The sequence below is a fragment of the Gallibacterium genomosp. 3 genome, from assembly GCF_001678475.1.
Lineage (GTDB): Bacteria > Pseudomonadota > Gammaproteobacteria > Enterobacterales > Pasteurellaceae > Gallibacterium > Gallibacterium faecale.
The window spans coordinates 1-10,889 of record NZ_JTJR01000028.1; the positions used below are offsets into that span (position 1 = coordinate 1).

General features: G+C 33.6%; 11 protein-coding genes. 4 read left to right on the forward strand and 7 right to left on the reverse strand.

Annotated features, from left to right (window positions below; all coding sequences use genetic code 11):
* Positions 1-290: 290 nt before the first annotated feature.
* The 4 genes from QV06_RS12195 to pssA all read right to left on the reverse strand — a co-directional run bounded on the left by QV06_RS12195 (position 291) and on the right by pssA (position 3,149).
* On the reverse strand, positions 291-692 hold the full coding sequence (locus tag QV06_RS12195; RefSeq protein WP_082985065.1) for a hypothetical protein: 402 nt from the start codon (positions 690-692) through the stop codon (positions 291-293).
* Positions 693-706: 14 nt separating this feature from the next.
* A complete protein-coding gene (locus QV06_RS12200; RefSeq protein WP_432416511.1) occupies positions 707-823 on the reverse strand; it encodes a transposase-like zinc-binding domain-containing protein in 117 nt (38 codons plus the stop codon).
* Between the two features lie 85 nt (positions 824-908).
* A complete protein-coding gene (locus tag QV06_RS07480; protein ID WP_065237599.1) occupies positions 909-1,769 on the reverse strand; it encodes a YicC/YloC family endoribonuclease in 861 nt (286 codons plus the stop codon).
* Between the two features lie 21 nt (positions 1,770-1,790).
* Positions 1,791-3,149 (reverse strand): CDP-diacylglycerol--serine O-phosphatidyltransferase, encoded by a 1,359-nt coding sequence (gene pssA / locus QV06_RS07485; protein ID WP_065237600.1) that lies wholly within the window; start codon positions 3,147-3,149, stop codon positions 1,791-1,793.
* Positions 3,150-3,292: 143 nt separating this feature from the next.
* Between pssA and QV06_RS07490 the strand changes: the two genes are divergently transcribed.
* Positions 3,293-4,282, forward strand: a complete 990-nt coding sequence (locus tag QV06_RS07490; protein WP_065237601.1) for a TrmH family RNA methyltransferase — start codon at positions 3,293-3,295, stop codon at positions 4,280-4,282.
* A 182-nt stretch (positions 4,283-4,464) separates the two neighbouring features.
* Here the strand turns inward: QV06_RS07490 and QV06_RS07495 are convergent, their stop codons facing one another.
* Genes QV06_RS07495 through QV06_RS07505 form a run of 3 tightly spaced genes read right to left on the reverse strand, consistent with a single transcriptional unit; the run spans position 4,465 to position 7,112 of the window.
* The gene (locus QV06_RS07495; protein WP_065237602.1) at positions 4,465-5,217 is read right to left on the reverse strand and encodes an ATP-binding cassette domain-containing protein; all 753 of its coding nucleotides are present in this window, start codon (positions 5,215-5,217) and stop codon (positions 4,465-4,467) included.
* Positions 5,217-6,233 carry a FecCD family ABC transporter permease gene (locus tag QV06_RS07500; RefSeq protein ID WP_348536867.1) on the reverse strand — a complete coding sequence of 339 codons (1,017 nt, stop codon included), beginning with the start codon at positions 6,231-6,233 and terminating at the stop codon, positions 5,217-5,219. The genes QV06_RS07495 and QV06_RS07500 overlap by 1 nt, the downstream gene beginning before the upstream one ends.
* 12 nt (positions 6,234-6,245) lie before the next feature.
* Positions 6,246-7,112 (reverse strand): heme/hemin ABC transporter substrate-binding protein, encoded by an 867-nt coding sequence (locus QV06_RS07505; protein WP_065237604.1) that lies wholly within the window; start codon positions 7,110-7,112, stop codon positions 6,246-6,248.
* 210 nt (positions 7,113-7,322) lie between these two features.
* Between QV06_RS07505 and QV06_RS07510 the strand changes: the two genes are divergently transcribed.
* The 3 genes from QV06_RS07510 (at position 7,323) to hutZ (ending at position 10,653) form a co-directional block, all read left to right on the forward strand.
* A complete protein-coding gene (locus tag QV06_RS07510) occupies positions 7,323-9,524 on the forward strand; it encodes a TonB-dependent receptor domain-containing protein (protein WP_065237605.1) in 2,202 nt (733 codons plus the stop codon).
* Positions 9,525-9,607: 83 nt separating this feature from the next.
* Entirely contained in the window at positions 9,608-10,120 is a 513-nt protein-coding gene (gene hutX / locus QV06_RS07515) for a heme utilization cystosolic carrier protein HutX (protein ID WP_065237606.1), read from the forward strand.
* A gap of 14 nt (positions 10,121-10,134) precedes the next feature.
* Positions 10,135-10,653, forward strand: a complete 519-nt coding sequence (gene hutZ / locus QV06_RS07520) for a heme utilization protein HutZ (RefSeq protein WP_065237607.1) — start codon at positions 10,135-10,137, stop codon at positions 10,651-10,653.
* Positions 10,654-10,889 lie beyond the last annotated feature (236 nt).

A 10,889-nucleotide genomic window follows, 5' to 3' on the forward strand; every position in this document is an offset into this window, starting at 1 on the left:
TAATCCTTCTATCCGATTGGTTGTTTTTTCTATATTTAATTCTGGATATTTCTCATAGGTAAATAAATACTTTTCATAACGCTTTACACTCGCATAAGCACTTCTTACCTATCTATGTTTATAAGGAAAATAACCACGTTTATTTGCTTTCTCTGACAGCTCATTTAAAAAGACTTGATGACGTAAATACCAATTATACAAGCGATGATAAAATTCATTCTTGTGACTTTTTTTAAGATTTTGGCAATAACTTTGAGTTCTTTTCCTGCAAGTGATTGGTGTTTCTTACGTCACTTTCTCATTACCACAGCAACCAGATGAAACTGACATATTTGTGTCGGAGTATTCAATAAATCTTTCAGTAGTCCTCGCCGCCCATCACACGTAACAGATTGAATTTGACAACCTTTTTCTCTCAATTTATTCATGGCTATTTTGTAATATTCATCTTTTTCCGTCTTCACTATTTGATGATAAATCACGTGACCTGACGGAGAATCTATCATGACAAGTACGCCAAAATCACGATGAAAAAAGGTCGTATCAATAATTAAGTTAAGTGACGATTTTGTAGGCAAGTTTAATAAGGCTTTTGGCGCTTTTTCTAAATATCTTTGAATAGTTCTTTCTGAACAATAATATTTTATGGCAAGAGACTTATAGGTCTGTTTTCCTTCGGAATAATCTTGCAAAATTTGTTCGGGATTTAATTTTTTTGGTAAGTAAATGTCTTATTACAGGTATTATATTTATAACGTTGAATCTTATTTCTAATACCGTATTTCTTGATAGTTTGATTTTGGCAGAATGGACAAGTTTTTATTCATTTTTCAAAAAAAGTGATTTAAAGCCTTGTGCTATAAGGCTTTAAACCACTTTTTAGCAACAATTTTTCTACTATGCCTATTTTATTCAATATTCTGCACTTGCTCGCGCATCTGCTCAATTAATACTTTTAAGGTTACTGCTGAATTAGTCACATCAGTATTAATTGATTTAGAGGCGAGAGTATTTGACTCTCTGTTTAGCTCTTGCATCATAAAGTCCAAACGGCGACCAACCACACCGCCTTTACGTAAAATATCTTTAGTTTCTTTAATATGCATTTCTAAACGATCTAACTCTTCTGCCACATCAACACGCTGCGCTAATAAAATCATCTCTTGTTCAAGACGTGTTGGTTCTAATTGTAATTGCACTTCTTCAAAACGTTGTAATAAACGTTCTCGCTGCCATTGCAAAATTTCAGGCATCTTTTGACGTACAAAATTCACTTCCGTTTGGATACCCTCTAAACGAGAAGAGATCGCTTCGGCTAACTTTTCCCCTTCTCTTGCTCGCATCGCAATAAAATCTGTTAATAAGGTATCAAACCCTTGTAGAATTTCTTGTGTAATTTCATCAAGATCCACACTAGGATCATCGACTACGCCCGGATAACGCAATACATCAATCGGATTAATTTCACCTTGTTGCAACTCATCTTTGATCCAGCGTAATGAATCAATTACTTGAGCCGCTAATTCACGATTAAGATTAAGCCCTGTACTGCTGTGGCTAATTTCTACTCGTAAGTTACACTCAATTTTTCCGCGAGATAAACGTTGGCGTAAGCTCTCACGCAATGTATTTTCTAAACTACGGAACTGTTCTGGTAAACGAAAAAAAGTTTCTAGATAACGCTGATTGACTGAGCGGATTTCCCAAACCGCACTGCCCCATTCGGCTTGGATTTCTTGGCGCGCAAACGCCGTCATACTATAAATCATTATGGTACTTCTCTTATCAAACTATAAAATCATCTTCACTAAATGATCCGCTTTAATGCGTTCAAAACGGCGTAATACACGTTGTGCTGGTGCTGGGTAATTACTTGGTTTTTCTAATTGTTGGTAATCCGTCACTAATGTTGTATGCGTACGGATCATCGCTAATTCAGTACAGATTTTCTCGGTAATTTGATGCCCTGGATCGTGAATTAACAAACCATTTTCTGCATCTAAACGCCAAGCACGTGGATTAAGGTTATTTCCAGTTAACAGAACATAATTATCATCCACCCACACCCCTTTTAAGTGATAGCTATTTTCTCCGTCTTTCCACAAACGAATCGTTAATTGCTTATTCTCAATAAATTCAGCAAATCGTTTTGTGAATTGACGTAGATTTTTTTCATATAAATAAGGCAATGCACCCGCCAATTTAAATGGCTCTGATGGTGGAATATAAAAATCGTTCGCTGTTTTATCGCCAACAATAATTTCTACTTTTTTTCCTTCATGCAATAAAGTACGAATTCGATGTTGTAACGAACGTGGGAAATTAAAGTAAGGTGTACAAATAGTGAGTTTTTTTTGTGTCACTAAAAATAAAGCTTCAATCACTTTATTCAATAAATTATTTTTTCCTAAGCCAAATAACGGTGTTATCGTCATTTTATCCGCAGCTAAACGTTGCGAAGTACGGTAATTGTATTTCCCAGTTAGCATTAATTTTTTACGGAAAGAACGTATTGTTGGGCGTAATTCTCTGGTTGATTTACGTGCTTGATCTAATCGATTAACCGCAGAAATATCATTTAAATGCTGTTCAATAAATTCAACTAAGCAATCTGCTAATTGCGGATGTGTAATTACTTGATAGCGATCGTAACGGTAACGATCTTGTTGATGTAGATAGACATTATTAATACTTGCTCCGCTGTATAACACCGTATCATCAAAGACAAATCCTTTAATGTGCAACACACCAAAAATTTCACGTGTATTAATTGGTACACCATAAAAAATTACATCATCAAAACCATATTTTTGTCGCATGGTCGCATACCAATCTGCATTGCTATTACTTTGTTCTTCACCAATACGACCACGTTGTGCACGATGCCAATCAACAAAAATTTTGACATCTAACTCAGGATGTTTTTGTTTAGCACGATAAACCGCTTCAAGGATCTCTTGTCCTGCCTCATCTTTTTCCCAATAGAGTGCAGTAATATAAATTCGCTTTTCAGCTTGCTCAATCAGTTGCAAAATTTGCTGTTTAAACGCTTTTGCTGAAGGAAGGATTTCTAGTTGTTGTTCTGTTAAATCAAATGCAGGTAAACGAGATAATCTTCTTTTTGCACGTTCTAATCTGGATAGTAGCATAATCTAATCATCGTTAATGCAAATTCCAACATGGAATTGCTTTTGTATGAAATGCTTAAGTTTACAATTAATTGTTAATACATCTCAACTGTTTCAGTTATAATGTGCCAAATTTTCCTATTAGCCAACCTAGATAGAATCGAATGAATAAAAAACCAACTTTCCAAGAAAATAAATTCCGTAGTAACGAGAAAAACAAACGCCAATTTAATGATCAAAAACCACGCTTTTCTGATAGACCTCGCCGTGAAAAAAGCATTGAAAAAACCTCAATTTGGGGTGGAAAACAAGAAATCACTGCCCATAAAGCCAATACTCAAGGTGAAGGAAAAGTTAGCGTAAGAATCAAATCTTCTGCTCCAGTTAAAGAGAAAAAAACAGGGCCTTTATCACCACGTGCACCAGAAAAAATTCGCCAAAATCGTGCCGAAGAAGTGAAAGTGTATGGTGAACTCGCGTGTTTGACTTTATTTGAACACCGTCCACAAGATATCGTTCGTTTATGGGTAACTCAAGAGCTTAGCAAAAAAGCGGGCGATATGATGAGCTATTTAGCAGAAAATAAAAAAGCGTATCACGTGGTAAAAAATGACGAAATGCAGCGTGTAACAGGTACAGAACATCACGGTGGTATCTGTTTATTAGTGAAAAAACGCCCTCCTCTTAGCCTAACTGGGTATTTAGCTATCCCACGTAAACAAGATTGCGTTGTTGTCTTAGATGGCGTAGGTAACGCAGCCAATATTGGTGGCGTATTAAAAACCTTAGCCTTTTATGGTGTACAAAATGCGATTACCGATAATATTGATTTAGTCCAAAGCCCAGCTGCGATGCGTGTTGCAGAAGGTGGGATCGAGTTTTTACGCCTATTTGAAACTGAACACCCAACCTTAGCATTAGATCAATTACAGCAAGCAGGTTATCAATTAGTGCGTGCAAGTTTATCGAAACAAGCAACACCACTTGATAAAGTTACCTTTGCCGATAAAGTAGCGATTGTACTTTCCGAAAATACGTTAAAAGACCTTGATCAAAGCGCAACAAATATCGCACTTTCCCTTTCAAATCAACTCTCTTCAGGGTTAAACATTGCAGTAACAGCAGGGATTTTATTAGCGAAGTGGTATTTTTAATCTTTGCACAATATTATTATAGTGTAATAGCTAGTATTGATATTCTTAAATACTAGCTATTTTTTCTATTTAACAAATCTTATATAAATAGTTTCTTATACTTCTAGTTAATCTATTATGGTTATTTAATATTTAGAAACCAATATAATATAAAAGGAAATCTTATCTATATTTCTTTTAGATTACCAAACACATGTCTTTCCACATTGCTGATACATTTTTGCATCATATTGATAGATTTTATGGATATTTTCTTTAGTAATGGCGTTCTCTGGTGCGCCACACATTAAAAAATGTTGTGATTGTAATAAAAGTAGTTGATCACAATAACGGCTTGCTAAATTTATATCATGCAAAACAATTAAAACAAGGTGCTGTTGTTTAGCCAGGTCCTTAGCGTATGCCAGTAACATATGTTGATGTTTTAAATCTAATGCACTCGTAGGTTCATCAAGAAGTACAAGTTTTGGTGTATTTGATGCTAAAATTTGTAACCAAACTCTTGCTGCTTGAACTCTCTGCTTTTCTCCCCCTGACAGTATAAGATAATTTTGCTGACGCAAATGAATAAGTTCAAACAATAACAACACTTTTTCAGTTAATATTTGAACCCTATTTTTAGGAAGATCATACATCATCAATCCCATTTGTATGATGTCTTCTACCTTAAAAGCAAAATTTAAAACTGTTTGTTGAGGCATAAACGCTATTTGTTGCGCTCGTTGAGCTAATGATAATGTCGCTAAATTTTGTGCTTGCCAATTAATCTCACCTTGATAAGTAATATCTTGCCCAATTGCTTTTAACAAGGTCGATTTCCCCGCTCCATTTGCACCAAGAATAGCCACTACTTGCCCTTTTTTTAAGGATAAGGTAAACGGGTAAATAAGTGTTTTTGCTGAAGTTTCTACTGAAAAATTGTCCAAGGTTAACACTAAAGATCTCGCTTATATTTCATCAATAATCCAATAAAGAAAGGGGCTCCGATTAATGCTGTAAGAATACCGATAGGTATTTCAGCTGGTGGTACAATGCTGCGTGCAACAATATCAGCTAGAAGCAATAAATTTGCGCCTACTAATGCACTACTTGGAATTAAAGTTCGATGATCTGGACCTAATAACGCTCGACAAAGATGTGGTACTACAAGCCCAATAAAACCAATCATTCCACTGGCAGAAACGGCAATACCAATAGCTAATGCAACTAGATAAATGCAACGTTTTTTAATTTTTTCAATATCTACCCCAAGATGTTTTGCCTCTAGATCTCCTAATAACAAGGCATTTAATTGTGGAGAAATACGCTTGAATTGCAAAAAAATAAGGATTAGAACAATAAAGCAAAGGAAGATAGTTAATTGGTTACTATTAGCTAGTGAACCTAATTGCCAAATTGTTAATTGGCGTAATGCTTGATCATCAGCAATAAATTGTAAGATTCCTAAGAAAGCAAATGCCAGTGCACCTATTGCAATTCCACCTAGCAAAATCAGTAATATATTTGTTCCAGAAGCAGTGTACCCAATACGATATACCATTAAGGTCGCTGATAATCCTCCCAAAAAAGCAAAGCCTGCTATCAGTTGTCCTTGTTGCCAAAAAAGTAATGATGTTGGTAATAAAACAATTGCAACGCCAGCCCCTAATGCAGCTCCTGCACTAATGCCAATAACACCTGCATCAGCCAACGGATTACGAAATAACCCTTGTAATACTGCACCACTCACGCCTAAGATTGCACCTATAACGATTGCTAATAATGTTCTAGGTAAACGTAACTGCTGTAAAACAAAAACAACGCTTGTTTCTCCCTGCCCAAATATTCCCCAGAACGTAGTAGAAAGATCAAAGTGAATTGCTCCTAAATGTAGAGATAACAAAATTAATAATATTAATATTACAATGTTCGAGAATAAAAATAGACGATATGACAAATGAAACATCTTCATTATCCAGTATAACTATAGTACATGACATTGTGGATTTTGTTTCAATTGATCTGCAATACGTTCACTTTCAGTGAGTGAAGTTAAATTAAATCCACCTAATAACGCTTGACCATCTACAGTAAAAATACAATGATTCTTAGTTGCTTGAAATTGTGTTAAGAATGGATAATCTTTAAAAAGATGCTCTATATTTTGCTGTAATCCTCGCTGAGCAACTAATACCACTTCAGGTTGAGCTTTTAAAGCCGATTCAATTGAATAAGCATAATAACCCTCTTTTTCTGTAGCAATATTTTTTAATTTTAATAGCTGAATCATACCATCAATAGAAGTATGATGACCTCCAGCCATAACTTGTCTGTTATCAGGTAAGAATAAAAATAGTGCTGTCATTGAAGTTAAATTCTTTTGTGTAATTTTTTCTATACGCTGTTTAACATTAGACACTAAATTTTCAGCTTCTTGTCGTTTCTGCAATACCTTTCCTATTTGCATTATATGAGTTAATAAATCATACACATCATTTTTATTATTTTGTAATTCAACAATACTAATACCAGCTTGTTTCAATTGTTGAATCACATCTTTAGGTCCCATTTCTTCACTACCGATTAACAAATCTGGTTGTAATGACAATATTCCCTCTGTATTTAAGTTACGTTGATATCCCACACTAGGTATATGATACAGTTCTACAAAACGACGACTTGTTGAATCTGTTGCAATAAGTTGTTTCTCCATACCAAGTGCGACAACGAGTTCGGTTACACCAGCACCTATACTAATTATTTTTTGCCTATCTTGGATAGATTGATCTGCATAACTTAAATTAATAAAAGATAATAATATCAAAAAGATATATTTTATTTTTTGTTTCATATGTATCCCTTTCGTATTCCAAATAATATTAATGATAATTATCATTTTTATTTTAGTAAAGATTTTGAAAGTTATAAATTTATTGAATTTCTTTAATAATCACATCCTATAAAAATGATAATGATTATTATTGACTTTTTTAATTTATCGAATACACTGCTTCCTCCATTGATAACAAGTATAGATTGATTAAATAATTAAGAGGTCGCCATGCTCAAAAAAACAACCCATTTTTATAATCCTCACCTCCGCTTTAACCAATTAAGTAAAATATCTTTCTTAACGTCTTTTGTATCTTTCCTAACACTGCCAACTTTTGCAGCAGATAATCAATTAGGTGAAATTACTGTCGTTGAACATACAGACAAAATCGCAACAAACTCCATTAATCTCACTACTTTTAACCAAATTAAGAAAAAACAGCCTAGAAATATAAAAGATTTACTCGCTAATGAATTAGATATTCAAGTCAATGATCTACAACGTACTCGTTCAGGTAATGATGGTGTAAATATTAGAGGGTTACAAGGAAATCGAGTTGCAATGACAATAGATGGGATATCATTAGCTGAGTCCCAAGAGAATAAACTCTTTGTAACCTATGGACAAGATTTTGGGCGTGGCGATTTTATTGAACCTACAGGATTACGTTCTGCTCTAGTAAATTACAGTGGTTCCCACCAATCATTATCTGGCGGTATCGATTTCCAAACATTGGATCCCAAAGATTTATACAAAGATAATGCCTTAGGCGGCTTTATAGCTTCAGGCTTTGATAGTGTAGATACATCTTGGTACCTATCAACAGGTGGTGCAGTACATGACGATAAATATGAAGGTATGGTTATTGTAACTGGACGTTTTGGACATGAAACAAAAAATAATGCAGATTCTAATACTTATAACTCCGATCCTGCAAATTACAAAAATAGCTATGTACTTACTAAGCATATCTACCATTTGAATGAGCATAATAGCTTAAAGTTAACTTTTGAAAATAAACAGAAAACAATAACAACTAATCTTTTATCATCTAATGATACTATTGTTCCAAGCACAAGAAATCAAAAACAGATTTCAGGATATAGTGATGATACGACTCGTAGAACACGTATCTCTTTGAATCACCAATATCAAAATGAAAATGGTTGGTTACAACAAGCAAGAAACCAACTCTATTTACAAAATTCATTAACGGATCAATATCGTAAACGAACTACAAGCAGTAATTACCGTCAAGAGTATTCTAACGTAAAAACCCAAGCTCTTGGTTTTCAATCTGACTTAGCAAGCAATTTAAATACTGAATTACCTCAACAATTACGGTATGGCTTTGCTTTTAACTATACAAATTATCGGAATAATTTAAATTACACTACAACAACAGATTCAAATGTAGATAAAAAGCCAACTGCAAATACTAGACAAACAAAAACTTATCTGTATATAGAAGATGAATTATTAGTAGGTGACTTTACCATTATTCCACGTTTAGGCGGTATGTATTTTGTGTCTAATCCATCTAATAGTGGCTACAACCAAGGTGCTTCAGAGATTGTTGCTGTAGAAAAACAACATAAGGTCTTTTTATTACCAAAACTTGCAATAGAATGGCGAACAAACGATTTATTCACACCATATCTACAATATTCTCGTGGTGTAAAAACACCATCTTCCCAACAATTAACCAGTTCTTTCTATGAAAATCCATTTGGAAATATTAAGGTTGCAGTTGTAGGTAATGGAAAATTACAAGCTGAAACAGCTGATAATTTTGATCTTGGGTTCAAAGGTCAAAATGAAGCTATCCAATATAGAGTGAATAGTTTTTATAATCGTTATAAAAATTTTATTAATGCAGAATCACTTATCCAACCTGGTTACACATATTTCATTCAATATCAAAATCTAGACAAAGCTAAAATTTACGGAGTAACCGCAGATGTAAAATGGCAACTCTATGATAATACCTATTTATTTGGCGGAGTAACTTATTCACGCGGTAAGGCTACTAATAATGGTAAAACAACTCCAATTAATACTATCCAACCATTGAAATTAAAAATAGCGTTATCTTATGAAGCTGAACAATATGGTGGCAATATTACTATGACGCATATTCGTAAAAAGAACGATAGTGATATTAATGGTACTATCTATAATCCAACTGCAACTATCAACATAGTAGATCTTGGAATATATTGGAAGCCAACTAAAAACTTAATGTTAACAGCAAATATTAATAACTTATTCGATAAAAAATATTGGAATTGGGCAGATATTTCCTATTTTGCAGTACAAAAAGATTTAGGTCATACAGGAGATCGTACTACATCTTTAGATCGTAATAATGCTGATTATTACACTGTACCAGGTCGTAACTTTAATGTTGGAATTCGTTATGAATTCTAATCTTTGATCTAAAAATACCTTGCAAAACAAGCGAGGTATTTTTAAACATTCTATAAAACTTACTTAATTAGAGAAAGATTCTTATGACTCAACTCAAACAACAAATTAAATCATTACTAAGTGATAATCCTAGCCTTGGTACACATGAACTTGCTACACAACTAAATAAACCTGAAGGGGAGATTATTCGTTTTCTTCCTGAACACATAGTTTCTATTATTGAAGGACAATATAGTGAAACTATTTTAACTGAATTACCACAATGGGGAGAAGTAACAATTATTATTGAAAAAGCTGGTTCTTTTTTTGAAATTAAAGAAACTTTCCCTATAGGGAAATCAGCGTATGGATACTATAACCTCAATCTTGGTGAAGAAACGGTAAAAACCTTTCATGGTCACTTAAAATTAGATCATATTAAGTATATAGCGCTTGTAAGTAAACCATTAAAAGGAAAAGAAACACACGCTATCGTTTTTATTTCAGATAAAAACCAAGTAGTTTTTAAAGTGTATCTTGGTCGTAACAAACAAGGGGAAATCTATCCTGATCAGATCGAAAGATTTCAGCAACTTACTCAATATATTTTACAATAAAAGGATTATTTAACATGGAAGATCGTCAAACTCGCTTACAAGAACGTATTGGTTCAAATATTCAATCATTAAAAATGCAGTGCAAAACTCTCATGCTAGCAACAGTTGATACAGAGGGCATACCGAATATTAGCTATGCACCTTTTGTAGCAAATGATAGAGGATATTACATTTTAATTTCTGATATTGCACGTCATGCTTGCAATTTAAAAACTACAGGTAAAGTTTCTATGATGCTAATTGAGGATGAACAAGATGCACATAAGATTTTTGCCCGTCATCGCCTATCTTTTAATGCAAAAGCAGAAATAGTTCCTTTTGAAAGCGAAGAATGGTTTGTAGGAACTCAATCTTTAGCACAAAGACACGGTGAAATTGTGAATGACTTAGTCAAAATGGCAGATTTTACATTATTTAACTTAATCCCTACCGAAGGTTTATTCGTAAAAGGTTTTGGGCAAGCCTATCGTGTAGGTTCTAACGATAATATTGATTTAGTTCATTTAGATCAAGGACATCAGAAACGAGATTAATCCCTACATAGATAAAATCTCATTATGATAGGCATAGTAAACAAAAAGGTTAGTATTTTTCTGAACTATGCCTCTATTAGACAAAAGAGTTGATTTTATTATTTTTTAATAGTAATTATTTACTCTTTTTTATTTAAAAATAAATTATAATGTGATTTTAAGTCACCTGTTTTCTACATATATTGGTATGACAGGCGAAACCGACGCTAATATCTAGGTGTAATAGACAAATTTGT